The sequence below is a fragment of the Paenibacillus turpanensis genome, from assembly GCF_011421635.1.
Classification (GTDB): Bacteria; Bacillota; Bacilli; order Paenibacillales; family YIM-B00363; genus Paenibacillus_AK; species Paenibacillus_AK turpanensis.
Window position 1 is genome coordinate 202,630 of record NZ_WTLI01000005.1, and the last position, 26,791, is coordinate 229,420.

The window sequence follows — 26,791 nt, forward strand, 5'->3', positions numbered from 1 at the left end:
CACTTCATTCCACAACTTACGCATGATGAAAATAATCTAGCTCTCGTCTCTTTCACTCTGGTCTTTCCGCTTAACATAATCTCCAAGCTGCTGAATGAGGTTGAGCCCAATATAGATAACCAGTGCAAGTAAAAATTCCACTACTGTGTTGAGTTCCACGGAGTGCAACAATTGATCAATCCAAGAAATACCTAGCGTGAAGATGAGGAAATGAATGATGTTAAAAACGAATTCAAAAGCTTTGGCCAGCCTGCCTGATGCTATATAATTTGCAAAGACATCAAGGAATGTCCCGATCGGCATTAAAACAACCATTAAAACACCGATCCAAAAAAAGAAATGCACCACTGATAAAAATGTATCTGCTTGCAAAATTCTCACCTCTCTGCAGTACGTGTGGACGATCTCATTATTGCTATGTCATGAATGTCATGAACCACCCTATAATGTAGTCGGATGTTTAGGCTTTCTTACCAGCAGGTTCATAAAATGGCTTCTATAATAGAACAACAAATAACCATGTGTGATAACGACAAGGGTAGCTAGAAGAAGCAATGAATGGTCAATGAACAAATGCAGTAAAAAAATATTGGCTACAATAGGCGATAATATAGCTAGGACAAGAGGGATAAATTGTCTAGTTAATAGTAAGATTCCGCAGATCACTTCTAAAGATTTTTCAGTGATTAGCAAATATTCAAATTGAAACAATGCCATCGCAGCCGGGCTAGTCGCGATAAAGGGTTCAAGCCCAAAAATCACGAAAAAGCCGTTTACACCTGCAACTAAAAAAAGGATTCCTAAAAAAAGCTGACCGATTTGCGCAAATAATGTAGTCAACTGTTACACCTCCATATTGTACACGTTCCATATTTTAACATAAAAACACAAAGAATAGCTCGACAATATAAAAAAGAAGCTGCCATTTCAGACGGCAGCTTCTCCTCTTCACCGATAAGTTTTAACTAAACCATACATCATGTTACTTTTTATCGAAACCCTTGCTTTGCACGAACTCCTTCATATACATACGAGACGGATTAGACAGCATTTTCGCCATTTGTCCTGTCCACGTATCCTTTCGTTTGCCATGGGTCCGTTCATTATAATAGCTGGAAATTTGCTCATTATAAGCGGTCAACTGCTGCTTGTAAACCGCATCATCCTGCGGATAAGTCTCTTCATGATACACATGCTCCATAGGAAGCCGCGGCTTCTTGTCCGACGGATTGGCAGGGTAACCAACGCTCAACCCGAACAAAGGCAGCACACGATCCGGCAGCTGAAGCAAGCGGCCGACCTCCTCCAGCTGATTACGAAGCCCTCCTATATAACAAATGCCAAGACCCATTGACTCTGCGGCAATGGAGGCATTTTGCGCAGCGAGTGCAGCGTCGATCACAGCCACCATAAATTTTTCGTTGCTTTCCAAAGACGCAGTCAGATCGGCTCCTTCCATCTCCGCAATCACATCATGCCGGTGCAAATCCGCGCAAAAGATAAAGAAATGGCCATTGGCAGCAACGTAGGGCTGGTTACCGGCCAGCTCGGCCAAACGGCGCTTCGTCTCGGGATTTTTTACTCCAATAATCGAATAGGCTTGGATATAACTGGAGGTCGACGCAGCCTGTGCGCTTTCAACGATCAGCCGGATTTGCTCTTCGCTAAGCGGCCGGTCCTCGTATTCTCGAATCGAACGATGATTTAATATCGTTTCAATAACCGTATTCATCTTAGTGACTCCTCTCAAATGTAAGCTCCAAACGGATGCGTATCGGTGCCCCGGACATTCATTTGTACCGCGAAAAGCCCTCCGGCATGAGGCTGCTCACGATGATCAGCCTCCGAAAGACCGATAGCTGCCGTGGTGATGTACAAGGTTTTCAGATCGGTGCCTCCAAAGGTACAGGAGGTTACTTGTGCGGCGGGCACCTTGATCCGATCCAAGCACTTGCCGGAAACCGGATTCCAGCGCGACACCTGCCAACCGCCCCAATGCGCGATCCAAAGCATGCCCTCTGCATCGATGGTCATCCCGTCCGGAAAGCCTTCTTCATCACAGAAATCGATGACCGTGCGTCGATCCGAGAGCTCCCCAGTGGATGAATCAAATGTAAAAGCATCGACCTGCCGGGTCGGGGTGTCGATATAATACAGCACTGTGCTGTCCGAGCTCCAGGCTAGTCCGTTAGAGATCGTTACCCCATCAACCATTTTCGAGCAATTCAAATCTTGATCCAAACGATACAAGGCGCCCGCCCCGAGAATTTGTTCATGGTGCATCGTACCCGCCCAGAATCGGCCCTGCGGATCACATTTGCCATCATTAAAACGGTTGCCGGGTCGATCCGATTCCGGATCGTATACCGGCGTCAGTTCACCGCCCGCATCATCCAAGGTGTAAAAGCCGTTCTCCGCTGCAGCTATGAATCCGCCATCCTTCTTCGGAGCCACTGCACAAATCGATTGGTTAAAATGCAGCGTGCGATACTGACTCGAGTCTGATTCCGGCTGCATGACAAATAACCGTTTTTCAATGATGTCCACCCAATACAATGATTTACTGCGAGAATCCCACACCGGACCTTCCCCAAGCGAAGCTCTCACATCTGCTAAAAGCTGAGGTTTGTGCACGTCCTGCCCTCCTCATATCGGCGAACTTATGACAATAATCGAAATGAGCTCAAAATATGAACCCGACCGCTATATGCTGCATTACACTTTGCGTATAACTATGATACCATCCGTAACCAAAATATTCATTTTTGAAACCAAAAAATATCACCAACCGTTCCAGTTCAAGTGCATTGGAACGGTTGGCGATCTCAAATTCTTAACTCATCTGGGGGTCTCAGATTTCTCTACGTAGATTCATTACCGTCCCGCCATTCAAGCTTCCAATGCTTTGTCATGATTGCGCGCAACTCTGTTACCCATTCAAAGAATGCCCGTGATGTCCGGGATGCGTACCATGCCTGTTCATGTCATGTCCATTCTTCTTCGCACGCCGCAGCTTCCACTCCATCAATACCTTATAAAGCGAAGGAACAACGACTAACGTTAACACTGTCGAATAAATAAGCCCGCTGATGATCGATACCGCCATCGGACGCCATAGGCTTCCCCCGGCAATCGCCATCGGCATCAAGCCGCTGACCGCCGTCGCCGCCGTCAGCAGGATCGGACGAAGCCGCGCCTTTCCGGCCTCCACAATAGCCTCGTTCAAGCTCAAGCCGCGCTCCTCTCTTGCCTGCTCGACGAACTCGATTAATACGATCCCGTTACGCACGACCATGCCGGAGAGACTAACGACACCCATTAACGCCATAAAGCCGATAGGTGCACCCGTTATGAATAGACCAATTAACGCTCCACCAAGCGCCAAATACACCGTCGACAAGATGAGGATTGGCGTCGACAACGAATAAAACTGTATTGCGATAATGATATAGATCAGCATCAGCACGACCAGCGATAACTGCCCGATCGCCGCAAACGAATTGTCCCGCTCTTCGTTTTCACCGCCGACGCTCACCGAGTAGCCGTCAGGCAGCTGCATCGCATCGAGCTGCGGCTGCAGCACCTTCATAATATCAGCGGCGAGCACGCCGTCGGTATACGCGCGGACGGTGACCGTACGCATGTAGTTAAAGCGTTGAATTTTGGACAGCGTCTCCGTTTGCTCAAACTGCACAAATTCCTGCACCGGATACAGTGCACCTGTTGAAGAAGGCACGAGCAGATCACGTACCGACTTTACGCCGTCCGGATGGTCGCGGAACAACGTGATATCGACCAGTTTATTGTCCAGCAGCAGATCAGCGGCTTGAATGCCTTCCGTCGCCAATCTCACCGTGGCAGTCAATTCCTTCTCGGTTACTCCATAATAATTCAGTTTATCCTTATCCAGCACCATATTGACCGTCGGAGCCGGCTTTCCGATATCGTCGGAAATATCGACCGCGCCCGGAATCGTCGTCAGCGTTTGCTGCAGCTGCGCAGACAAACGCTGCAATTCACCCAGGTCGGAGCCGCTCAGCCGAATCGCAATCGGTGCGCCGACCGGCGGGCCGTTCTCCAGCTCTCGCGGCGTAATTTGCACTCCCGGATAAAGGGCCGACAGCTCCTTACGCCAAGAAGAAACCAAAGCGCCGGTATGCACTACATCCAGGTCCACAATCGCTAATATTTGCCCCGTGAGGCTGTCGAACCGGTCTTCCTCGGTATAATAAAACTTCGGCGCGGTACGTCCGGCGTAAGCGGATACCTCCTTGACGCCGGGCTGGCGCTGAATCCAAGCGCCGATCGCCGCCGTCGTATCCGACGTATCGGCGAAGGTGCTGCCGGTTGGCAGCTCAATATCGACGAGCAGCTGCTCGCGCTCCGCCGGCGGGAAATACTGCACGCCGAGCAGCGGCAGCAGCCCGAAGCTGGAGGTGCCGATCGCCATCGCGACCACGCCCGCCAGCACCGGCCGCTTCATTACGCCGGTAAGCTTCCGCTCGTAAAATAGGCTGAGCTGCTCGAATTGGCGGCCGAGCAGTCCCGGACTGCTTCGCTTATCCGAAGCGGCACCGCTGCCTTTGCCAAGGCGCAGCCTCCGCTCCTGCTCCCACTGCCGTACGATCGGCACGACCGTCAACGACATCACCATGGAGACGGCTAATGTAAAGGTAATCACAAGCGGAATCGGACGAATAAAATCACCGATATTTCCCTTCAAGAAATACAGTGGGAAAAACGCGGACGCCGTTGCAATCGTCGCCGTCAAAATCGATACGCCCACTTCCCGGCTTCCGACAAGGGATGCTTGCTGCGGCGAATCCCCCAGCTGCAGCCGCCGTTCGATGTTGTCATTTACGACAATCGCATCATCCACGAGAATCCCTAAGACTATCACAAGAGCGACAATCGTGATCTGATTCAAATCGACCCCGAACAGACTCAAGGGAATCAATCCGATTAAAATCGAAAGCGGAATTGCCGTCGACACCAGCAGCGATGTGCTTAATGTCAGTCCCAAGGAGCATACGACAATGACGGCAATGATCCCGATTATCAGCTCCTTGCTCAGCTCAGAGAACAGCTTATCTACGCTTTCCTTCTGATTAAAGGCGCTGACCAGCTCAACCTCCGGCGGAATCTGCGGCTTCAACTCCTCCAGCTTTGCGTCGATCCGCTCCTGCAGCGATGGAATATCGACGCCGCGCTGCGCCTTGATCGCGATATCAATCGCCGGCTTTCCATTATAGAAAATGCGCTGCTCCAGCTTCTTCGGAGTCAGCGTTACCTCTGCGACATCCTTCAGCTTCAGCGAGGAGCCTGCCGCCGGGGAACGATATACGATCGTCTCCGCCACCTCATCCGCGGAGCTCCATTCCCCTGTTAGCTGATGGTACGTCCTCTCGTTGTTCTGATCCAGCGTCCCGATCGGCACGCGATCGTTGGCATTCGCAAGCGCCTGCGAGATGAGGCCCCAATGAAGCCCGTACTGCTCCAGCTTCGCATCGTCGAGCTGTACCTTTACCTCTTGCTCGGGCGGCCCGACCACCTCAACACTGCTCACCCCGCTGACTGACCGCAGCTGCTCCTTCCAATGCTCGGTCAGAGGACGAAGTCCTTCAAACTGCTCCGGGCTGTCCACAACCAAATGCAAAATTTGCTGCGATATTTCGGTCAAATTCGTATTGATGACCGGCGCCTCCGCGCCATCAGGCAAATCCGCCTCGGCCGACTGCATCTGCTGCCGCAGCTTATCCCAGCTCCGTTCCGTATCCGTGCCCGGAACCAGCTCGATTACGATCAGGGAGACACTCTCCTGAGAGGTGGAAGTAACCTTCAGGATATGCTCCATTTCGTTGATTTTATCCTCAAGCTTCTTTGTAACAAGCTGCTCCACCTTTTCCGGAGAAGCACCGGGATAAATGGTCCGAATGGTCGCGAAGGATGCCGTAATTTCAGGATTTTCCCGCTGCTGCAGACCAAGAAAATTAGTCAGGCCGACAATCATGGCAATCAGCATAAACAACAGCGTAATTTTACGATATTTCAGCGCGCGAGCGATCACATTAGCCCTCTCCTCTTCCCACAGATCTATCTATTTACTGCCTAAGGTCATATCGTAAATCATTTCGGTCAAAACACGCGCTACCTTCGTAATGTCTTCCTCGGTAGATTCCTGCAATATAATGTAATGTAAGCAGGTTTCCGTTAGCATGCCATGAATGGCGCGGGCGGCGATCTCATAAGCGTTTTGATCATACTCCGGGAAGAGCTGAAACTTTTTAAACAGATGAATAATAATTCGATGCAGGCTTTGGTCAGCTTCTTCCATAATTTTTTGCACTTCCGGAATTTGGGAGACACCATGCACCCGCAAAATATACATAATATCCCGATGCTCACGGTACATCGTTTTACAGCCCTTAATCGTAGCAAACAGGCTTTCCTTAATTTCCTCTTCCGACATCTCCAACGAAACCTTTTCGGCAAAAATATGCTCGATCTGCTCCAGCATCGCTTGATTGGTGTTATTCAGGATTCGTATAAAAAGGCTTTCCTTCGTTGGAAAATATAAATAAAATGTCCCTTGGGCTACACCGGCCCGCTTGACGATATCGGACACCTTCGTTTCGTAGTACCCTTTTTCTGTAAAAAGCTCTAAAGCGGCGGTTATAATATTCTGCTTCGTCTGCTCTGCGTCCTTAACCATATACTCTCCTCCTACTGCTGCCCTTCCACGGACACTCGGTCGCCGTCCGCCAAACGGAGATGTCCTCGAACAATAATCGTTTCTCCGCTCTCAAGACCGGAGACAATTTCCTGCTTACCAGCTGTCAACCGTCCTGTGACGACCATGCGTTTTTCCGCCTGTTCGCCTTTCAGTACAAAAACATAGCTTTCATCCTTATCTCGTAATACTGCATCCTCCGGTACGACCATAGAAGGTGCTGCAGCCGCAGCAGACAATTGCAGCTGAACGCGCATGCCCGGCTTTAATTTGCCTTGGGAATTATCGGTCTGAAGCTCAAGCTCATACGTCTTCGTCTGCAGGTTGGCGGTCGGTGAAACGTAAATAACCTTACCTGTAAAAGACTCCCCTGTGGCTTGATGTGTGAACGAGAGTGTTTCCTGATTGGCCACAAGTGGCAAATACGACTCCGTTAGCTGTGCCTTCACCTTAATGAGATCCTGCTGCTGTACTTTTGCAATCTGTAGGCCTTTCTGAACGGTCATCCCTTCCTCGGCAGGCATATACGTCAATACGCCGGAAATCGGGGACTTCACATCATAGTAAGAATGAGCCCGCTCCCAGTCCTCATAGGCAAGCCGTGCCGTTGTTAGCTGGTATTCCGCTTGACTGAGCGGGTTGCTCGTTTCCAGCGTCTGCTTTTTATCATGGAGCAGCTCCAGATCGAGCCTCGTTTGCTCCAGCTTCGTTTCCATCGTCTGCAGCTGCCGTTTTTCAATAAGTCCCAAATCGTAGTCGTTACGAAGCTTTGCGTAATCACGTTCCAGCTCGGAAATGGCCAGCTCCGTCTTATCGATGGATAACGTCAGCTCTTTTTGCGTATCGGCGAGGTCCTTCTTGGCCTTCTCATACTGCTCGGACGCCGTCGTCATCGCCGCATCGACCTTTTGCTTTTCGCGGGCAATATCGGTTTTATCGATTTCAAGGATCACCTCATCCTTGGCTACCTGATCTCCCCGCTTCTTATGTACCTTAGCGATATCTCCGTCAGCTTTGACGATCACATCCAGCTCCACAAATGGAATGACTTCCGCTGACAGCGCGCTTTGCTGCTCCATCAGTGCGGACTCTACTTTCGTTACACCAACAATCTTTGCATTCGTGACCGGCTCTGTACTGCCTTGTGAAGCCGGCGAGCCGCAGCCGGAAGCCATGACAAGCAATAGTGCCAATGAAGCGGTGGTAAGTATTTTTTGTTTCGACCACATCTCGGTCCCCACACTCCCATTTTATCTTTGTGACTGACTAGTCAGTCATATCATAGCAATTGGCTGGACTCTTGGCAATATTCGGATATTTTTGTCACAAAAAAGACACTCCGCTGGGGAGTGTCGCAAAGTGCCAGGTGTTCTCGTCTTCTCCTCTTCTCCGTTCATTCTAACTCCATCGCCGGCTATCGAACCCATCGGTTTCAAACGATGTCCCCCTCTTATGAAGAGGCTGCATTAGGAGATATCTGATTTACAACCCACTGCTCAAATGCTTTTTCCGGATCTTCTTCCTTTTTGGCAATATACCAACGTTTGTCTTCTGGTAGTTTTCGGTACCATTCAAGCTCAAAAACAGTATCCTCATGGCCATTTTCATCACAATACAAATTTATAAACAATAGCTTAGTCCCATTTGAACAACGATAACAATAACCTTCATAGGTAATTCCCAACACCTCTGTAGTCGGGTGCGAATGGGTAAAATCACATAATTGTACATTGCACTCTAATGCTTCAAATATGGAATAGAGCTTGGATAAAAAACTTCTTCTAATCGGGATACATAATGTGACATAGGTAAATTTTTCGGGAACAGAATCCGTAAAGTGAAAGGAAACCCATACTTCGAAAAATTCATTTTCTTCATAGTTCCCGTTACGCTGATCCCGTTCGTAATATCTCCAGTACTTTTGTGAGATCTTTTCAATATGCTTATAAGGCGGAAGCTTGCTCCCATATAGTAATACTATTTTCTTTTCCATCTATTCTCACCTTTACAATCAAATAATCATCCTATCAATATATTAATATTCTATTTTCTTTTAAACTCCTGATGCTGTAACGAAAAAGAGCAGCTGCCGCGGCAAACTGCTCCATGCTCGTTCCATTCTTTATATTTTCTGTTTCAACCTATGGGTATCGTTTACTTTTACTCTATATTTTCATGCAAAAGCAGCATTCGAATAATGTATAGACTCGTAAAGCCCCGCTACAAAATAATTGTTATCCTTGCTGCTGATTCTCCACCCGTGCCCCTTCACCAGATTACAAGGAGAGATTTCTTTGGAATCCAAACATACATGGGACACCATTCCGTAACCTTCGGTGTTTTGTGTGGATGTCGCGTAAATGGTACCACCATCCTCGCTCAAATCCAAAAAGCTCTGCGCCTGTTTTCCATGACACGCCGCCCACTCAGCCGGACCTTTAAAAACGTCATCTATTCGGCAAAATTCAATGCTCCCGTTAAAGCTTTTGCAAGATCCGCTTGCCGTTATTAAGTATTGATTATAAGTAAGCATGGAGGAGATCATCCGTTGATTTTCGACCTTTATCCGATTGTTGGTGCCGGCCTTCAAATCATAACACCAAACTCCACCCTGAGACGAATGAATTTTGGTTCCGATAAAAATGTAATTTCCATTTAAGCATAAGGACCTGATCGAAGGTGAATGACTATGCTCGAAAGGCTTCACTATGCTCCAGGTGTCCCCGTAATCGGTGGAAACGTACAATACTTTCTCTCCATGCGCGACTACAGTTCCCTTCGAATCGCTGCAAATGCTCCAACCGGATGCCTGAGTCGAAAACCGCCTCGCGATCCAGCTCCTCCCTCCGTCGGTACTTTTAATAAACGTTCCTTCATCGCCGATACCGAAAACCCTCTCCTGCTGACTCGTTAAGTCTCGAATTCGTTTACCAAGGGACATGAAGGAATGAATCCATGTGTCTCCGGTCCGGACGAAGACCCCCTCTTTAGTAGCAACTACGAGATTTCCGTTCCCTACTCGAGTAACGGCCGTGGCGCTCATAAACGTTTCATTCATCGGATTTATTCCCAAGCGCCTTCGCAAAGCTCAGCGCAAACTGCTCGCATTGTTCCTTTTCTTCTTTGGTGTCTGGTGTGAATTCAATTCGAAGTCCGTTTTGGACGAGCTCTGCACCGCATTCCTTTAAGCTTTGTTCGATCAGGTCAACCGCAGCGCAAAACTTGGGATATACCTTGTCACCGGAGCCAAATACCGCTGCTTTTTTACCCGATAAATCTACATTCGCCAGCTCCTCGAAAAAATCTTCCACTTCATATGGCAGCTCCCCATCTCCCCATGTATACGAGCCGATGAGAAGCCCGTCGTAATCTGCCAAGTCCTTTGCGTCCATATGCTCGATCTCGAGCATTTCAATGGCATCGTGGTAAGGCTCTACCTTTGATTTCAATAAATTTGCGATATCTTCTGTATTCCCGGACATACTGGCGTATGCGATTAAAATCTTCGCCATGTTTTCCCGCTCCTTTTGAAGTGATAATAATTCTCAATGTGGCTGACACCTATTTTACTAGGAATGATAATCATTATCAACATATTTTATGACTAACTTTATGCAAAATTATAAGTCATATGTGCGGACGCCCCGTCGTCTGAACAAGTCCTGCAAAAAAACAAAACCCCAGAGTTCCACTTGGAACTAAGGAGTTATTTCTAAGGGTACGAAGTTCTAAAGAAACCTATAATTGTTTTTAATTGGGTTTAGGCTATAATTTGATTTGTGTTGTTAAAAAAGTAGATTTTAGATCCTAGTATGGAGGCGTTACAAATAAAAAGAACACCTCAGCTTTGGTATAGTGTATCGATTACTTCTTTAATTTTGGTTACTCTACTTTTTAATTGGACTGATAGCATAACCAAGGAACTCCATATTTCTTTACAAGATGGTGAAAAGACACCCTCGCTGGTGAAAGCAACGATAGATATTAAAATAACGAAAAGTTTAATCTTCCCTGATCAGTTGGAAGGATCGATTACTCTCGGTAATGAGAGTTACCAGGTTACAAACAATTCGCGGATGGATGTAAATTTAAAAGATTCGATTTGGGATCATTTAAACCTTCAGGAACGTTTTAATATTATTAAGAAATTCACGAATACGGAATATAAGATTTATTCAATTGGTTATGATTCAATAACTAACCAAGTAGAACGTAGGCTTATGCTTGTAATTAGCAAAGACTTTGAAACATTTTCCGGTTGGATTCAAATAAATTACAAAGATTATTTTATGGAAAATGCTAAATAAGTCGACAACAAAGTTAATTCGGTAGATCCAGACGGCAGCTGATTGACGTTTGGATCTTTTGTTTCAACGCATTTTATTCCCTATCAAAAGCCCCTCTCCCTACCTCCGTTACGCATTATTGTCCTACCCTCGCCGCTTCGCATCCGATTCTTCATTTTTGCAATAACTTAACACAATTTTTGTAAAAATTATGCGATGATTAGTTTGGACAGGATGGCTTGTCCCCCTATGAACTAGAGCCATTGGGTCTTATTTTATTCGTGATAATTGAGGAGGAAAATGATTTGAAAATGTTCGTTCACACGCTGCACCGCAAGGTGTACGCCTCGTTGGTCGCCGCCACGCTATTGATGGGCAGCATGGTTCCTGCTGCAAACGCAGAAGGTCCGTTGGATCCTGCCCCCGAGCTGCAGCCAATGGGAACGGCCAATGGGAAAAAGGTTTTGTTTGACAATACCCACGGACAAACTGCCGGAGCTGCAGATTGGGTAATTGATGGAGCCTTTTCGGATTTTGCCAATGCACTCGCTACCAACGGGTACTACGTCAAAGAACTCCGCAAGACGACCCCAATTACGTATAACGATCTCTCAAGCTATGATGTGTTCATTATCGCTGAAGCGAATACTCCTTACAAAACGACAGAACAAGCTGCCATGCTCCAATATGTGCAGAACGGCGGCAGCATTTTCTTCATTTCGGACCATTATAATGCCGACCGCAACAAAAATCGCTGGGACGCCTCCGAGGCCTTCAATGGCTACCGCCGTGGCGCATGGAGCAATCCTGCACAAGGGATGAGTGCGGAAGAAAGCAGTTCTGCCGCAATGCAGGATGTATCGAGCTCTGACTGGCTCGGCTCTAACTTTGGCGTGCGGTTCCGTTACAATGCGATCGGCAACGTAGTAGCCAATGACATTGTGGAGCCTTCCCAGTCGTTCAACATTACGCAGGGCGTGTCAGCCGTTGCCATGCATGCGGGCTCGACACTGGCCATTACCGATCCGCAGAAAGCCAAGGGCATCGTATATCTTCCTTCTACTACGGCCGCATGGTCGCATGCTGTTGATCAAGGGGTTTATGAGGGCGGCGGCCGAAATGAGGGGCCATACGCGGCGGTCTCCAAGGTGGGCGCAGGCAAAGCAGCGTTCATTGGGGATTCTTCTCCAGTGGAGGATGCGACACCAAAGTATCTTCGTGAGGAAACCGGCGGCTCGAAAAAAACCTACGACGGCTTCAAGGAACAGGATGACGGTGTACTGCTGGTCAACATGGTAAATTGGCTTGCGACTAAGGAATCATACACGAGCCTAAGCCAGGTTAACGGATTGCAGCTTGATCCAGTTACAACGCTTTTAAGCATGGAAAATCCTTCAACGTCGACAGAGCCTCAGGCCGAGCCATGGTCAGCGCCTTCGGCAGGCTATAATTGGTGGGATACCTGTACGTTTAAATCCGGGTCGTATGGTTACGGATATTGTAATGGAAACGGGGGCGGCGGCGGAACTGGCGGAGGTGGAGACGGCAGCGGTGGCGGCACTGGGGACCTGTTCTTCTCCGAATATGTCGAAGGGTCCAGCTATAACAAGGCGCTTGAGATCTACAACGGAACCGGCGCTGCTGTAAATTTGTCCTCTTATACCATTACACAATCTAACACGACGTCTGTCATCTCGCTAAACGGAACGCTTCAACACGGAGACGTCTATGTTCTAGCCCATCCTAGCGCATCGTCATCCATTCGCAATAGCGCAGATACAACGAGCAGCAGCATTTCCTTCAACGGAGACGATGCCATCACGTTGAAGAAAAGCGGAGTGGTTATAGATGTCATCGGGACGGCAGGGACCTCCTTTGGCACGGACCTCACGCTTATCCGCAAAGGCACCGTTACATCCGGGACGGCCTCCTACAATAGTGCGGAATGGGATGCCCAGTCAAAGGATACGACCTCCAACCTTGGTATCCATACAACGACCAGCAGCAACCATGCGCCAATCGCAGCAAGTCCGATCGCCGATCAAACGGCAACGCTGGGAGGCAGTGCTGTCGTCATCGATGCGACGAATACATTTTCCGATGCGGACGGCGATCCACTAACGCTGACCGCAAGTTCCAGCAATTCAGGCATCGCCAAAGTGGCTGTGAGCGGCAAGCAGCTAACGGTAACGCCTGTATCTGCGGGTACTGCTAGCATTACTGTTACGGCGAATGACGGACGCGGCGGCTCGGTCAATGACAGCTTCACTGTAAACGTAGTCGCTGTATCAGCGGCTCAGCTTGATGAAACGTTCGAAACCGGATCCAAGGACTCGTATACCAACGGCAACGTGACACTCTCCTCCGGATCCTGGGCGTTTCATAATGCATTAATCGGCGGCTTAAGCTCCGATAAGAAGAACGGCACGAAGGCTGCTCGTATCAGAGCCACCGGTTCGTTAGCCATGAACTTCAACGTGTCCGCCGCAAAAGAAATCAAGCTTCATGTAGCAAACTTCGGCAGCGACACCGGAGCAACATGGAAGCTGCAAAAATCAGTGGATAACGGCGCGACCTGGACAGATGTCACTTCCGCTGCTGCGGCAACGTCCTCACTGACGGAAAAAAGCATCTCCGTAAATGAAACGTCCGCCGTTCGTTTCCAAATCGTGGTGTCCGGCACGACCGGCCAACGCTTAAACATTGATCATGTTCGCATAATGAATTAATACGGAGTACAGTTAACGTGACATTAGTCTAGTTAAATACCTTCACCTTCGCAGTCCCTCCATATGAAGGATCGTTAAAACAGAAAAAACTTTATACGCGTATCCTTACAGAGCCACTCCGACTATGGAGTGGTTTTTGCTTTTTTTTCCCACTCATCATATTCACTCCTATCCTCTACCTCATTCCTTTTAAGCATAAAAACCGCCCCAATCGGCTCGGGGCGGCTGCTCAACTATGGAATGCTGTTACTTGCTAAAAATAAAACCGCATTTACTTCAAATCGTGCGTATCTTTATAACTGATTCGGACTTTGCCTGATCCCCCACACGATTCACAATTACTCAGTAAATCATAGTATCCTCTACCATCACACATATCGCATAACTTTTCCCATTTTGCTAATACGATCTTTTCTTCCTCGCGCTTTAATCCACCTAGTACCCAAGAAATAAAGCCTTTCACCGAGAACATGGATGATACCTCCAAAATAAGGTAGAGACATACATCCATTTTATCATTTTTATAGGAAAATAGAATCACAAAATAATGAAAAACACCTAAGCTTAGGCCCAAGCCTTCGGAATATGCGTGCAGTAGGGATCACTCTGCAAGTAGTCGCCGGTCACTGCATACGCACGGGCCCGCGAGCCACCGCAAATCGTGTTAAACTCGCAAACACCGCACTTCCCCTTCAGCAGCGCTTTATTGCGCAAACTTCTCATCACCGGATGCTCACGGTATATGTCCGGCAGCGATCGCTCCCTTACATTGCCGCAGGCAACCGGCAGAAAGCCGCTCGGATACACCTCTCCAATATGGCTAATAAACACAAAGCCGTTGCCGTCATTGACTCCCTTCGGCGCTCGGCCAAGCACATCGAGCCTCTTCACAACGCCTGAGGAAATCGCAGTCGGTTCCCCATAAAGATCGGCCAGCCTTTGCGACTCCTGCAGCAGCACCCTGCGAAAATGCGGAGCTTCCGTGGTCTTTACCCCATACGGCATGCTGCGCTGTACATCGGCAAGCCACTTCAGTACCTTTTCGTGCTCCTCGGGGCTGATCATGTCTGCTTCCATGCCCCGCCCTGTTGGAACAAGGAAAAAGACACTCCAAACTACAGCCCCCATATCCCGCACCTTTTCCGATATGGCCTGCAAATCCTGCAAATTGTACCTTGAAACGGTCGTATTCACTTGTATCGGGATCTGCAGCTCTTTAAGGTATCCGATCCCCCGCATAGTTAAATCGAAGGACCCCCTCGTCCCGCGAAAATGGTCATGAATCTCCGCACATGAGCCGTCCAAGCTAAATGCCCATCGAGAAAGCCCTGCATCCTTTGCTTTACGGACCGCCTCGAGGGTAACCTTTGGCGTCGCGCTTGGCGTCATCGATACGGAAAGGCCCTTCTCCACGGCATAACTCGCTAAATCAAACAGATCCGGGCGCATCAGCGGATCGCCGCCGGTAAAAACAAACAGTGGATGATCCATGCCGGCAATATCGTCGATAAGCCGTTTCCCCTCTTCAAAAGAAAGCTGCCGCGGGTCCGCCTGATGCTGCGCTTCCGCCCTGCAGTGCAGACATTTCAGCGCACAGGCCTTTGTTACCTCCCAAATGACAATGAACGGATTTACCGCATAATCTCTTTCCTTTACAAGAGCGTTCATGATGCGCCTCCTCTGTTGATTTTGGATACACTAGGCAATTTCATTTAAGGCCATTTGTAATTGACTTCATTCTATTAAAGCCTTACAGATGTCCTGGCACCGACTTTAAAATTTTCGTGTTCGCTGTTTTCGTTATTGAGCCTTGTGCTGGGCGAATCAGCTTCATGTCTGCTTCACCTCCCCGCTTGCAGCTGTAATGTTTCCTTGTGCAAAAGCTGCAGCACCTTTTTTATATTCCGTTTCTCTCTCGGGCAGGGCCGCTCCCCTCTTTTCATCCGGTACAGCGGACAATGGCTGCCTTGGCAGGCCGGACGGAAAAAGCAAGCGCGGCAGCCTTCATCCTGCTCTTCACCGGAGGAGGTCCACTTCGCCATTTTTAAATCATCCAGCTTCATGCTCCCATCAGGAAGCAGCTGCCCTACCTGGTTCGCTTCCTCATCAAGGGCAAGCGAGCATTTGTAGAGCCGGCCGTCCGAGCCGATAACGAAACTGTTCGGCTTTGCCGCGTAACAGACCGATCCGGACGGCAGCAGCGAGTCGGCCATCGTATGGCTCAAGGAAAGCCCGAGCTCCTGCGCGGTTTCCAGCCACCCCCAAATCTGCTGGTCCGCATGGTTGCGAGCGCAAACGGGGATAAACTCATCCCGGGGTCCGCCCCAACGTCCGACAGGCTGCAGCGAAAGACGGAACCTCTTATCGTGCGAAAAATATCCGGATAGCTCCGACAACAGCTCCCGCACATGCTCTTCGTTATCGCGGTCGAAATTGACCCGCAGATCGATATAAGCGACTGCCGAAGTGTCGCTTATATCAAGCAGATTTTGCATAATCGTTCGATAGCTGCCTCCCCCGCCGCGAAGCATACGCCTTGCATCATGGATGTCCTGCGATCCGTCTATCGTCACCATAAATCGGGTTACATGACGCCGGACGAGCTCCAGAAATCTCTCCCTCGTTAAAAAATAACCGTTGGTCGACATATCGGCTGAATAGGATATGCCAGCACCGGAACAGCTTGCTAAGAACGAATCGGACAGCTCAAGAATCGTGTCATATTCCAGCAGGGGCTCTCCTCCAAACCAGCTGACCGATACCTGCTCCATTCGCTGGGCTGAATCCTGGACATAGGCTCTCAAGCCCGACTTAACCCCATCTGACATGCCGCCTCGCGGAAAATGCTGATAACAGTACGAGCAGCGGAAGTTACACGCCTCCGTCGGCATCAGAATCAAATGTGTCGAACGGCTCTCCTGAGTTGCTTGACGAAGAGCGGCGGCCTGCTTCAGCTCATCCGTCCCCGCTTCTACAATAAAGCCGGAATCGATGCAGGTTTGAACTGCCGCAGAATAAGGACCCCGCAGCATCCCCGACAGCAGTTGATTCAGCTCTGCGCATTCTTTCGCATCCATTTCCGCGATAGCCCCCGTATAGCTGCTGTACAGCAGCCTGGCCTCGCTGTCAGCCGAAAGCCGGATAGTCCGTGTATAACGGGACATCGTATAATTTTGCTCCATCACTCACAACCCTCTTTATACAATCCATCGTTTAACCGATTCCAACAGCAAGGGAACAAATCCTAGGCTCCGGTCGCTTCTTCATCACCGTCAAATACGTCTCTCCCCAGCATAGGCGGCCAATCGGTAAGCAGGGGTTCGTACCCTTCGCTTAGTAAATAATTTCTCATTTGCTCCACACTGCGTTCATCTGATGTCTCAAACTGAGGAGTTCCATATCCGCTGCCTCCGGGATCGGAATAACCTCCAACCGCAGTGCAAGAGCCGGCCGACATTTTCGTCACGCCAAGACGCAGCAGTCGATTACGGAGCTCCGCGCTTTCCCGCGTCGAAAGTGTGATTCCCGCCCGCGGTAAATAAAGGCGCATGGCCAGCATCGCCTGCACAAGCTCCCGATCCCCTACCGCTTCACTCGGGCTCCAGCCGCCCAAATGCGGCCTCATTCGTGGGAATGAAACCCCGACTTCCGTCGCAGGATAACGCTGCTGCAAGTAACGGGCATGCTGCCCCGCTGCAAATACCTCCCGCCGCCAATCATCCAGCCCTAACAGCGGTCCAAGCGTCACCGTTCGCATCCCTGCCTTACAAGCGCGTTCCGGCGCATCAAGCCGGTACAAATAATCCCTCTTCGGTCCTTTTAAGTGGAGGGATCGATAAACCTCTTTGTTATACACCTCTTGGTAGAGCGTTAATCCGTCGACTCCGCTTTCGATCAGCCTTGCATAATCCTCTTCATCCAGAGGCTGCACCTCAATGGATACCGAAGCAAAACACTCCTTCAGCTCGGAAATGCAATCCACTAGGTAGGTCACACCCGAATGACGAGGGGATTCCCCAGTTAGCAATAGCACGTGCTGTAAGCCCGTTTTTGCCAAGGCAACGCCTTCTCTTGCAACCTCCTCTAGCGTCAGTGCTTTTCTTGGGAAATCATGCTCCACGCTAAAGCTGCAGTATACACACGAATTGACGCAATAATCGGATACATAAATCGGCGAATACAGTAGGATCGTGCGTCCAAAATGCTGTACGGTCAAGCGATGCGCCTTTTGCGCCATTTCCTCCAAACAAGATGCAGCCACAGGAGAAAGCAGCGCAAAAAAATCATCTGAATTCAATCGATCCTTTTGCAAAATAGACAGCACGTCCGATCTGCTTACCGCCTGCTGACGTTCCGTATAATCGGTCTGCAAAAGCTCTTCGCATATTGTATAAAAACTCATCATCCCAACCTCCTTACCCAAGGAACCCGGTTAATGGCGAGGATGCCGAAGCTGTCTCCCGAACCATCCCAAGACCGGAGCAATAGGCAAGCCTCCCGGCATGAACCGCGCTTGCAAACGCTTCGGCCATCAGAGCCGGATGCTTGGCCGAGGCGATCGCCGTATTAACAAGAACCGCCGCTGCCCCCATCTCCATCGCATCGGCCGCCTCGGACGGCTTACCGATCCCCGCATCCACAATAATAGGAACCTCGATCTCCTCGAGTAAAATTCGAATCATTTCTTTCGTCTGCAGTCCCCGGTTCGAGCCGATTGGCGCACCTAACGGCATAACGGCTGCAGCCCCGGCTTCTTGCATTCGCTGTGCTGCGATTAAATCCGGATTCATGTAGGGGAACACGTGAAAGCCCTCTTTGGCCAAGATTGCAGTAGCCTTGATCGTCTCCTCGTTATCCGGCAGCAAATACGTTTGATCGGGAATCACTTCGATTTTAATCCAGTTTCCCAAACCGGCTTCTTTGGCCAGTCTGGCAATCCGAATCGCCTCCAATGCATTGCGGGCACCGGATGTATTCGGAAGCAGCTGAACCCCCTTCGGGATACTGGCGATCACCTGATTTTGCGGCGACTGCAAATTCACCCTCCGCAGCGCAACAGTCACAACCTGCGAGCCGGAGCAATGAATCACATCGGAAATGAGCGACTCCCTTCCGAATTTGCCGGTCCCGACAAACAATCGGCTCGACAGCTCCACTCCTCCAATAACAAAAACGTCCTCCATGCGTCATGATCCTCCGAATGATAAAAGTCCCGAATATCATAACAAACCTTCTGCAACTAGTTTGTGATTAAAATCACAAGCATGTTTGAAATCTTTCCATGCTCCAACGCGGAATCATGCATCGAATCCCATTTGAGCACGAAACAAAAAAACTCCCTTGCACAAGCCGCTCAAGGGAGTTTGTATATCGTTATAAAAGTCTCACACGGCCGTCATCCGATGATTTTGCTCCAAACTTTTGAATATGGAGCAAAGTGTCCGAACATATTCCTCGGTAGAAAACGGAGTATAATTATTTTTCTCTGCTCGGTGTTTGTAAAAGTGCAGCCGGTCAATCATGTCGAGTAGATTAGCAGCAATATCCGATATATTTAAAGGATCTACAACCGGGAATCCAAATTGCCTTAAGTAATCTGCGGCTGATCCAACCTCAGGTGTTACCCCTAAAATTGGTTTTCGTGAACCAAAATAGTCGATCAGTTTTGAGGATAAAAACAAGTTTTCTTCCGAAGGAGCATCAATTAAGATCAGTATGTCGCTCGTTTTCATTCTAGAAAGACTATCCAAATAGTCGGTCTGGTTATGAATGTGTATCATTTCCTTTATACTTTGAAACGAATCAATGAGCTCCTTGTATCGAGGTTCAAGGTATCCCCAAATGTGGAACTCCATTACGTCCACCAGGTCAGGCTTCCATTTTAAAGCAAGTTCCATTGCCTCCAGAAAATGAACCGGACTCCGCAACCCGTAAAAATCACCGATATAAGAAACGATCATTTTCTCCTTCTTGCTACCAGCTTCATTTGGATAAAGAGAATCCTCAAAACAATGCGGAATTACATACGACTTACTTCGAATCCCCATCGCTGGATAGGTGCTTTCGTACAATTTGCGTATTTCCTCGGTCGGGAAAACCAATACATCAGCATATTGCACAATTTCCTCTTCTTTTCGCTTCAATCTTGCTTGCCCATACTTATGAAAAGGGTTATTCGCCCACGGATCACTAAACTGCGCCACCCATGGAATATGTAGTTGTTTTTTATATTGGTGTGCAACCATATGAGAGATGCCTGGTTGAGATCTTGAATAAATGAAATCATACTTTTTCTCTCTGTAATGCTGCTTGGCCCTTGCCTCCCAAACATAATCCACATACCGGTACCAAATGGAATCTCTTATGGCTCCTTCACCAAACCATGCCGGTTTATTTAGAGTATCCACTACAATTCTGTTAACAGCCTCTAAGTTAGCTAGATCCGCTAGCTGCTCATCTTTCTTTCCATGAAGATTGCCCGCTGTAATGAGATCAATGTTATATTTGTCGACCAATTTGCCTAAAGCTTTGGCGATCAATATGGATTCGGCATTCAACTCGGGCGGAGAAAAATAGGAGACCATGAGTATTTCCTTCATTATTCCAATCGCTTCCTTCTTGATGTAGACGTGCTTCAGCTGTAATTATCCAATTCGTAATAACAACAAGCTTATACTAATCGACTCTATTTTCTATTTTATAACAATTTACGACATTATACCACGATTTTATATAATCTTACTTACTCTATGGACCTTTACTTTTGGAGGATTGATTTTTACTTTGTCTATACAAGCAGCTAGGAGAAAATTCGATAGAGGCCAAGCAGAAGCGTCGAATATGCGGAGAAATCGCCTATTCTGGAAGGGGCTTTAGAGCCCCCACCCTTATTAGTCGAAAAAAGGAAGCGTCAGTTTGTTAGCTCTGTCCCAAGGAGATGTCTTTCCAATCTACAATCCGGTGGCATAAACGCTTGGCAAGCGCTTGATCGTGGCTGATCACAAGCACGCCGATGCTGCGTTCCCTTGCGATGTCAAGCACCGCGTGCCAAATCTGCGCTTGCGTGATCGCATCCAGCATCGTCGTCATCTCATCGGCGATCAAGTATTGCGTCTGCGGCCCGAGGGCGCGGGCAATGCAGAAGCGCTGCAGCTCCCCGCCGGAAAGCTCCCCCGGCCAGCGAGTCAACCATTCACGCTCAATACCGAGCCGGGACAGCGTTGCGTCGTCGACGTCCCAGCCCTCCCGGACGATACGGTCCATTTTCCAGCGGGGATTGACCGCCTTCTCCGGATGCTGCATGACGAGCTGAACCGGATGGTAGCCGTTCGCCGGAAGCGGATTGCCGTCCAGCAGGACGCTTCCCTCCCCGGGACGCTCATAACCCGCTAGAATGCGTGCGAGTGTCGTCTTGCCGGAGCCGCTCGGCCCCGTCAGTCCGAGCAACTCGCCTGCTTCGAGCGTTAGATTCAGCGCGCGGAATAACCACGCTCCGCGCTGCTCATACCGATATGCAAGCTGCGCTGCTTCAAGCATCTGCGAAACACCTCACCATTCCGCCGCGCAGCTCTCGCGGCTCCGGGCGGGCTTGCGCGCACGGCGGCGCAGCCAGCTCGCAGCGCGGCGCATATAAGCAGCCGGCGGGCATCGCGCCGGGCTGCGGCTGCGCGCCGGGCGCCGGCGCAAAGCCGTTCTGCGGCAGCGCCCGCCACAGCGCGCGGCTGTACGGGTGGCGCAGCGCCCCGCCGTCGCCGGCGAAATCCTCCGCGGGGGCCACCTCAACGGTGGTCCCGGCGTAAAATACGGCGACGCGGTCTGCAATCCGCAGCGCCGAGGCGATGTCATGCGTGATCAGCATGACCGCAGCACCCTCATCGGCGAGCTCGCGCAGGCTCGCGAGCGCCTCGTCCAGCGAGGCCTCGTCGAGCCCCGGCGTCGGCTCGTCGGCAATAATGACGCGGGCGCCGCTGACCGCCGCCGTCGACACCAGCACGCGGCGCGCCATACCGCCGGACAGCTGGAACGGGAGCAGGCGGTCCACCTGCTCCGCCAAGCCGTACCGGCGAAACGCCTCCCGCTGCTTGCGCACAGCGTCGCCTCCCTTCACGGCCGCCTGCACCTGCTTGCCGACCTGCATCAGCGGGTCGAGATAATTGACCGATTGCGGCACAAGGGCAAGCTGCCGTCCGCGCAGCTTCGCTTGCAGCTCAGGCGACAGCTCGCGGCCGTCGAAGCGCATTGACCCGCGAACCTCTGCGTTGCCCGGCAAAATTCCGAGGATCGCGTGAGCCAGCAGGCTTTTGCCGGAGCCGCTGGAGCCCACCACGGCGACAACCTCCCCCGCCCTCAGCTGCAAATGCAGCCCATGAATCGGCTGCACCTTTTCTTGACGAAACCAGCCACGATACTGGTTGAAAGATATGGACAGATCTTCTATAGAAAGGAGGGGCAGCCCCGCTGCTTCTACATTTCTACCGCTCATCTGATCACCCTCCTACTTCTATTCATGCGATTGTCGCGGATCCGCGAGCCGCCTCACATTTTCCCCGATCCTATCAAACAGACGGACGACCAGCAGCAGGCAAAGTCCAGGGAAAAAGGCGAGCCACCACATCCCCGTTGATAAGTAACGCATCGATTCCGACAAAATGACGCCGATAGCCGGCTGATGCGGCGATAGGCCCATGCCAAGAAAAGTAAGCGCCGCTTCATGCAGGATCGCATGCGGGAAAATTAACAGCAGTCCGATGGCAAACTGCGGCGCGACATGCGGCAGCATATGGCGGCTGACAACCCACCAGCGCGACCGCCCGAGCCTGCGGGAAGCCTGAACGTATTCCGCCGAGCGAAGCTGCAAAATCTCCGCTCGAATGAGCCGGGATAAGCTGGGCCAATGCGTAAACGCGATGCCCAGCACGATTCCGCGCACCCCGCCTCCTGCGATAAACGAAATCAAGATCAAGCTAATGAGATGCGGCACACTCAGAAAAAGGTCCATCACCCAACGGATGATGCGGTCGACAGCTCCGCCGAGAGCTCCGGCCGCCGCCCCAAGCGCTAACGCAATCACCGAGCTCGACGCGGCTGCCATTACGCCGACGCCTATGCTAAGCAGCAGTCCCTTGGCGGTGCGGGTAAACATATCTCGACCCAGCCAATCCGTACCGAAGGGATGCGCCAACGAAGGCGCCAAATTACGCTGGTCAAGATGCGTTGCGATCGCCTCGCTGCTCGTCAGCCATCCGGTCAAAACGATACCGAGCAAAATAACGACGCATAGTATGCCGTACCCTACCGTCTGAAGTCTGCGGTTCATAACCCACCGCCCTTCCGTGTCCTCGGATCGACGAGGCGGTACAGCAGTTCAGCTACAGCATTCCCGGTGTACACGAAAGCTGCGCTAAAAAGGACAATCCCGAGCAAAAGCGGAACGTCGCCGCGAAGACCAGCCTCCACGGACGCCTGCCCAAGGCCCGGATACGAAAACACCTGCTCCGCCAGCACCGCGCCGCCAAACAGTTCGCTAAAGGAGGCGAACTGGAGTGTAATGGCCGGCAGCGCGATATTACGCAGGCCGTGCCGCCAATACAAGCGAAAGCCGTGCTCCCCTTTCGCCCTCGCAAACACGACGTAGTCGCTGTTCAACACCTCAATAAGCTTTTCGCGGGTATGAAGCGCCACTGCGGAAATACCGACAATACTCAGTGTAAGCGCGGGAAGCACCATATGGCGAAGATGATCCAGCAGCGTCACCTGCTCCGCCAGCACCCCGGCCGGCACCCCCATGCCAATCGGAAACCATCCCAGCCATACGGAAAATACGATCAGCAGCAGTAATCCAAGCCAAAACGCCGGAGTCGATGCCAACGTATAGCAGTACCATTTGATCAGACGATCGATCCATGTGCCCTGCTTCATGGCAGCAAGAGAGCCCGCGCTGAAACCGATGATACCCGACAGAAACCAAGCCGCGCTCATTAACGCAAAGGAATGCAAAAACCGTTCGCCGATTACCTCAGCTACCGGCGCGCGGTACATCATGGAGGTACCTAGATCCCCGTGCAGCACGGCGGAAAGCCATTTGCCATACCGCTGCAGCGGCGGATCGTTCAGCCCCCAATATTCGGCGATTTGCGCACGCTGCTCGGCACTGACATGCAGCATGTCGGCACCGATGTACGCCTGAACTGGATCAATTGGAGAAGCATTCAGCAGCATAAATGAAACCGCGCTGACTGCAATTAGCAGAACTACGAGCTTGATGCCCTTTTTCAATAGGAAGGATAGATTTGATAATAACAGTGACATTGATATAAATTCTCCTTACGGAGTTCGTATCCGCACGCTCACAAAGTAGAGTTATAGTAAGCTTCCCTGCCTTGCTCTGCAATGATTTTTGGTGATAGCTTCATTGATCCTTCATCCACCAGGATTAGAAGCTATTCGATCCACTTCCATTCTTCGATGTTGTCCGTCACCGGCCAGCCGTGACCGTGAGGATGAATCTTTTGCTTGCCGATGCTTAAATTTTCACGAACGAGATACAAGTGGTTCAGGTTCACCAGCCACGCCCAAGGTGCGTCGCCTTTCGCACTTAGACCCGTTTCACCATCCCATTGAGCCTTTTTCCACCAGTTATTGGCTTCCTCCTCGCTCCGAGCCCGTAACGCTCGATCCATGTATTCGTCGACCTTCACATTGTTGTAATAGCCCGGATTGTAGTACTCCGCCCCAGCGTATTTGCTGTGGTAAAGGTTATACATTTCCAGCGGGTCATGGCTGCCCCAGCCGAAAAGCACAGCGTTTGAATGCATCAGCTTCTCCAGCTCATCCCAGCTTTTTCCCTCAACACGAATGCGGATGCCGATTTCCTTGATCAGGTCTGCGGCGGCGATCGCCAACGACTGGCGGATCGTATCGCTTGAAGGATAAAGCAGCATAAATTCCGCCTGCAGGTTGCCTTTCTCTACGATGCCGTCCCCATTCGTGTCGCTCCATCCGGCATCGCGGAGCAGCTTTTTCGCGCCTTCGATATCTCCGTCCTTCACGGCTGCCTCCGGGTTATACCACGGGAGACCGTCATTGACGGTGTAGGCCGGCGTTCCATAACCCTCCAACAGACCCTGCACCAGCTGCTCCCGGTCAATCGCGATATTGACCGCTTTCCGAATGGCCGGATCGGACGTAACCTTGTTACCGATTGGATGGCCTTCTTCCGTGCGCTCTCCTTCGGGCGTAACCGGGAACATAATTCCACGGTTGTCGACGGTCTGCACGGCCTCCAGCTTCATGCCGGGCACCTGCTGCTTGCTGAACGAGGCGGGGATGTACGCCACATCGACCTTGCCTGCCTTCGCGGCTGCATAAGCAGCGTCTTCACTTAAGAATAGGAACGTAATCTTCTGGAAAAATGGTTTTGTGCCGTAGTAATTCGGGTTCGCCTCAACAATAAGCTGCTGGCCTTTGTCCCACTGCACTAGCTTATACGGTCCCGAGCCAATTGGCTGCTGCGCGTACTGCTTGCCGTGTGCATGCTTCGGTACGATGCCTGTGCTGACCAGCATTTGCAGGAAGGTGGATTGCGGCTCCTTCAGCGTAAATGTGACAGAATGCTCGTCTTGTGCTTCCACAAGCTGAAGGTTGCTCAAATCAATCGTCGAGCCGCTTTGGGCCGCCGCTTGGAACGTGTATACTACATCCGCTGAAGTTAAGGGCTTTCCATCAGAGAACAACGCATCCTTGCGCAGCTTGACGGTCCACACCCTACCGTCCTGACTGACCTCGTAACCCTCCCCCAGATCGTTAACGATCTTCAAGTTATGATCGCGCTTGAGCAGCGTGCTCTGAAATAAAGGCGAGCCGTAGCGCCCCCAGCCTGTTGTCGGATCAAAGCCGGTTTCCGGCTCGGAACCGACGGCGAGCATGAGCTCATCCTTTGCAGCTGGCGGCTGCTCCCCGCCCTGCTTGGAAAAACAGCCCGATAAAACAAGAGAAATTATAATCGTACAGATCAAAATCAAAGGAATTCGATGCTTGATCAACCGACTCACCACTCCTACCCACTATTCTATGTATAATTGTGTTACGAACGTTAGTAATTGTAACACACGTTGGCATGGGAGTCATTTTAAAAATGCACAAACTCCCCTGCTTCGAATAGAAACAAGGGAGTTTGTCATTCATATGAACTGAAACGTAATGCTTATTTTGCTTTTACATGCGCAATGATACGGTTTTTCTCATAAGTGAGAGTAACTTCGTAACCATCAGCGATCACACTGTCAAATTCTCCTAAAATCGTATTTGCAGTAATAAGGGTAATGTTCTTGGAGCCTTCGATCTTATAGTCAGAGAAATCTAAGTTTAAAACTCCACCATCAAGATGCAGGCTTCCATCAACCGTAATTTGACTGCTGTCATCATCCATTGCAAGCGTTAACGTCCCCGCATCCATCGTGAAATGGCGATCTAAAGCTAAGGCGCCATCCACATCAACTACAACGGTTCCATTCTCGACATAAAGATNCCGTTACATTTTCGGCGCAGAGTCACTCGACCAGTGAGCTATTACGCACTCTTTCAATGGTGGCTGCTTCTAAGCCAACATCCTGGTTGTCTGTGCAACTCCACATCCTTTCCCACTTAACACGCACTTGGGGACCTTAGCTGATGGTCTGGGCTGTTTCCCTCTTGACGATGGATCTTAGCACTCACCGTCTGACTCCCGGGCCTGACAGTCTGTGGCATTCGGAGTTTTTCTGAACTTGGTAACCCTTGGCGGGCCCCGCACCCAAAAAGTAGCTCTACCTCCACGACTGGCACCCGAGGCTAGCCCTAAAGCTATTTCGGGGAGAACCAGCTATCTCCGAGTTCGATTGGAATTTCTCCCCTACCCCCACCTCATCCCCTAGCTTTTCAACGCTAGTGAGTTCGGGCCTCCAGTGCGTGTTACCGCACCTTCACCCTGGACAGGGGTAGATCACACGGTTTCGGGCCTACGTCCACGAACTAATTCGCCCTATTCAGACTCGCTTTCGCTGCGGCTT

22 protein-coding genes and 1 rRNA gene are annotated in these 26,791 nt (G+C 50.5%); 2 read left to right on the forward strand and 21 right to left on the reverse strand.

The window, feature by feature from the left end; all coding sequences use genetic code 11:
* Nucleotides 1–36: 36 nt before the first annotated feature.
* The 10 genes from GQS10_RS06645 to GQS10_RS06690 form a co-directional block, all read right to left on the reverse strand.
* Entirely contained in the window at nucleotides 37–372 is a 336-nt protein-coding gene (locus tag GQS10_RS06645; RefSeq protein WP_166240316.1) for a hypothetical protein, read from the reverse strand.
* A 69-nt stretch (nucleotides 373–441) separates the two neighbouring features.
* On the reverse strand, nucleotides 442–840 hold the full coding sequence (locus GQS10_RS06650; RefSeq protein WP_166240318.1) for a hypothetical protein: 399 nt from the start codon (nucleotides 838–840) through the stop codon (nucleotides 442–444).
* Between the two features lie 142 nt (nucleotides 841–982).
* Nucleotides 983–1,732 carry an oxygen-insensitive NADPH nitroreductase gene (gene nfsA / locus GQS10_RS06655; RefSeq protein ID WP_166240320.1) on the reverse strand — a complete coding sequence of 250 codons (750 nt, stop codon included), beginning with the start codon at nucleotides 1,730–1,732 and terminating at the stop codon, nucleotides 983–985.
* Nucleotides 1,733–1,746: 14 nt separating this feature from the next.
* Nucleotides 1,747–2,634: an SMP-30/gluconolactonase/LRE family protein gene (locus GQS10_RS06660; RefSeq protein ID WP_166240322.1), complete on the reverse strand. Its 888-nt coding sequence runs from the start codon at nucleotides 2,632–2,634 to the stop codon at nucleotides 1,747–1,749.
* 295 nt (nucleotides 2,635–2,929) lie between these two features.
* Nucleotides 2,930–6,067, reverse strand: a complete 3,138-nt coding sequence (locus tag GQS10_RS06665) for an efflux RND transporter permease subunit (protein ID WP_166240324.1) — start codon at nucleotides 6,065–6,067, stop codon at nucleotides 2,930–2,932.
* Nucleotides 6,068–6,097: 30 nt separating this feature from the next.
* Entirely contained in the window at nucleotides 6,098–6,712 is a 615-nt protein-coding gene (locus tag GQS10_RS06670) for a TetR/AcrR family transcriptional regulator (protein ID WP_166240326.1), read from the reverse strand.
* An 11-nt stretch (nucleotides 6,713–6,723) separates the two neighbouring features.
* Nucleotides 6,724–7,959 carry an efflux RND transporter periplasmic adaptor subunit gene (locus GQS10_RS06675; protein WP_166240328.1) on the reverse strand — a complete coding sequence of 412 codons (1,236 nt, stop codon included), beginning with the start codon at nucleotides 7,957–7,959 and terminating at the stop codon, nucleotides 6,724–6,726.
* Nucleotides 7,960–8,180: 221 nt separating this feature from the next.
* Nucleotides 8,181–8,723 (reverse strand): hypothetical protein, encoded by a 543-nt coding sequence (locus GQS10_RS06680; RefSeq protein WP_166240329.1) that lies wholly within the window; start codon nucleotides 8,721–8,723, stop codon nucleotides 8,181–8,183.
* 180 nt (nucleotides 8,724–8,903) lie between these two features.
* Nucleotides 8,904–9,788 (reverse strand): WD40/YVTN/BNR-like repeat-containing protein, encoded by an 885-nt coding sequence (locus tag GQS10_RS06685; protein WP_166240331.1) that lies wholly within the window; start codon nucleotides 9,786–9,788, stop codon nucleotides 8,904–8,906.
* Nucleotides 9,781–10,242, reverse strand: a complete 462-nt coding sequence (locus GQS10_RS06690; RefSeq protein ID WP_166240333.1) for a flavodoxin — start codon at nucleotides 10,240–10,242, stop codon at nucleotides 9,781–9,783. Before GQS10_RS06690 ends, GQS10_RS06685 begins: the two co-directional genes overlap by 8 nt.
* A 300-nt stretch (nucleotides 10,243–10,542) precedes the next feature.
* Here GQS10_RS06690 and GQS10_RS06695 point away from each other — a divergent pair, with 300 nt between their 5' ends.
* Nucleotides 10,543–11,037 carry a hypothetical protein gene (locus tag GQS10_RS06695; RefSeq protein WP_166240335.1) on the forward strand — a complete coding sequence of 165 codons (495 nt, stop codon included), beginning with the start codon at nucleotides 10,543–10,545 and terminating at the stop codon, nucleotides 11,035–11,037.
* A 350-nt stretch (nucleotides 11,038–11,387) separates the two neighbouring features.
* Nucleotides 11,388–13,745 (forward strand): lamin tail domain-containing protein, encoded by a 2,358-nt coding sequence (locus GQS10_RS06700; protein ID WP_341805019.1) that lies wholly within the window; start codon nucleotides 11,388–11,390, stop codon nucleotides 13,743–13,745.
* A gap of 564 nt (nucleotides 13,746–14,309) precedes the next feature.
* Here GQS10_RS06700 and GQS10_RS06705 read toward each other — a convergent pair.
* The 11 genes from GQS10_RS06705 to GQS10_RS06760 form a co-directional block, all read right to left on the reverse strand.
* Nucleotides 14,310–15,413 (reverse strand): TIGR04053 family radical SAM/SPASM domain-containing protein, encoded by a 1,104-nt coding sequence (locus GQS10_RS06705; RefSeq protein WP_166240337.1) that lies wholly within the window; start codon nucleotides 15,411–15,413, stop codon nucleotides 14,310–14,312.
* Nucleotides 15,414–15,586: 173 nt separating this feature from the next.
* Nucleotides 15,587–16,927 carry a radical SAM/SPASM domain-containing protein gene (locus GQS10_RS06710; protein WP_166240339.1) on the reverse strand — a complete coding sequence of 447 codons (1,341 nt, stop codon included), beginning with the start codon at nucleotides 16,925–16,927 and terminating at the stop codon, nucleotides 15,587–15,589.
* Nucleotides 16,928–16,989: 62 nt separating this feature from the next.
* Nucleotides 16,990–18,147, reverse strand: a complete 1,158-nt coding sequence (gene thiH / locus GQS10_RS06715; RefSeq protein WP_166240341.1) for a 2-iminoacetate synthase ThiH — start codon at nucleotides 18,145–18,147, stop codon at nucleotides 16,990–16,992.
* A 13-nt stretch (nucleotides 18,148–18,160) separates the two neighbouring features.
* A complete protein-coding gene (locus GQS10_RS06720) occupies nucleotides 18,161–18,928 on the reverse strand; it encodes a thiazole synthase (protein WP_166240343.1) in 768 nt (255 codons plus the stop codon).
* 201 nt (nucleotides 18,929–19,129) lie between these two features.
* On the reverse strand, nucleotides 19,130–20,344 hold the full coding sequence (locus GQS10_RS06725) for a glycosyltransferase family 4 protein (protein ID WP_166240345.1): 1,215 nt from the start codon (nucleotides 20,342–20,344) through the stop codon (nucleotides 19,130–19,132).
* A 319-nt stretch (nucleotides 20,345–20,663) separates the two neighbouring features.
* Nucleotides 20,664–21,281, reverse strand: a complete 618-nt coding sequence (locus tag GQS10_RS06730) for an ABC transporter ATP-binding protein (RefSeq protein ID WP_166240347.1) — start codon at nucleotides 21,279–21,281, stop codon at nucleotides 20,664–20,666.
* Nucleotides 21,274–22,227, reverse strand: coding sequence for an ABC transporter ATP-binding protein (locus GQS10_RS06735; RefSeq protein ID WP_166240349.1), 954 nt, complete (start codon nucleotides 22,225–22,227; stop codon nucleotides 21,274–21,276). Before GQS10_RS06735 ends, GQS10_RS06730 begins: the two co-directional genes overlap by 8 nt.
* 18 nt (nucleotides 22,228–22,245) lie before the next feature.
* The gene (locus GQS10_RS06740; protein WP_166240351.1) at nucleotides 22,246–23,061 is read right to left on the reverse strand and encodes an ABC transporter permease; all 816 of its coding nucleotides are present in this window, start codon (nucleotides 23,059–23,061) and stop codon (nucleotides 22,246–22,248) included.
* Nucleotides 23,058–24,053, reverse strand: coding sequence for an ABC transporter permease (locus GQS10_RS06745; RefSeq protein WP_207952170.1), 996 nt, complete (start codon nucleotides 24,051–24,053; stop codon nucleotides 23,058–23,060). Before GQS10_RS06745 ends, GQS10_RS06740 begins: the two co-directional genes overlap by 4 nt.
* A 131-nt stretch (nucleotides 24,054–24,184) precedes the next feature.
* Nucleotides 24,185–25,783: an ABC transporter substrate-binding protein gene (locus GQS10_RS06750; protein ID WP_424991770.1), complete on the reverse strand. Its 1,599-nt coding sequence runs from the start codon at nucleotides 25,781–25,783 to the stop codon at nucleotides 24,185–24,187.
* A gap of 344 nt (nucleotides 25,784–26,127) precedes the next feature.
* Nucleotides 26,128–26,791 (reverse strand): 23S ribosomal RNA (locus GQS10_RS06760); the annotation flags it as partial.